Source organism: Segeticoccus rhizosphaerae (assembly GCF_009192725.1).
In the GTDB taxonomy this organism is placed as follows: Bacteria; Actinomycetota; Actinomycetes; order Actinomycetales; family Dermatophilaceae; genus Segeticoccus; species Segeticoccus rhizosphaerae.
Genome location: NZ_VOHR01000659.1, coordinates 1 through 768, shown reverse-complemented (window position 1 = coordinate 768; position 768 = coordinate 1). Strand labels below are relative to the sequence as shown.

General features: G+C 62.8%; 2 protein-coding genes. One reads left to right on the top strand and one right to left on the bottom strand.

What is annotated here, in order from left to right; translation table 11 throughout:
• Positions 1–501: HD domain-containing protein (locus FRW57_RS22355; protein ID WP_152187116.1), on the bottom strand; the 501-nt coding region annotated here is incomplete at its 3' end.
• Between the two features lie 38 nt (positions 502–539).
• Here FRW57_RS22355 and FRW57_RS25140 point away from each other — a divergent pair.
• Positions 540–768: hydantoinase/oxoprolinase N-terminal domain-containing protein (locus tag FRW57_RS25140; RefSeq protein ID WP_203230509.1), on the top strand; the 229-nt coding region annotated here is incomplete at its 3' end.

Here is a 768-nt window from a genome sequence, read left to right as displayed (position 1 = left end):
GTAGATATCCATCGTCTCGCGTGCGATGCGCTGGCGCTTCTCCGGCTTTTTGATGAAGTGAAGCGTACGCATGTTGTGCAACCGGTCGCCCAGCTTGACGAGGAGGACGCGAATGTCCTCGCTCATGGCGAGCAGGAATTTGCGCAGGTTCTCCGCAGCCCGCTCGTTTTCGGGCATCTGCTCGATCTTCGACAGCTTGGTGACGCCATCTACGAGCCGCGCAACGTCCTCGCCGAAATGGGCCTCGATGTCGTCGATCGTCGCCAGCGTGTCCTCCACCGTGTCGTGGAGCAGCGCGGTCATGATCGTTTCCTGGTCGAGCTTGAGGTCGGTCATGAGCCCTGCGACCTCGACCGGATGGCTGAAATAGGGGTCCCCGCTGGCGCGCGTCTGGGTGCCGTGCTTCTGCACCGTATAGACATAGGCGCGGTTGAGCAGCGCCTCGTCGGCGTCCGGGTCGTATTCCTTGACCCGCTCTACGAGTTCGTACTGGCGCAGCATGCTTGGGCAACGATGTGCGGATTCGCGTGCCTATTGCAATGAAAAAGGCGCGCCTTGTGTTGGCACAGGCAACGGCTAAGGGTGCGCAGATGGCCGTGACCGATGCAGACAATGGTGGCTGGCGCTTCGCCATCGACCGCGGCGGGACCTTCACCGACGTGGTCGCGACCACGCCTGAGGGGCGGCTGGTCACCGACAAGCTCCTGTCCGAAAACCCCGGCTTCTATTCCGACGCCGCGAGCGAGGCGGTTCGCCGTCTGATGGCGC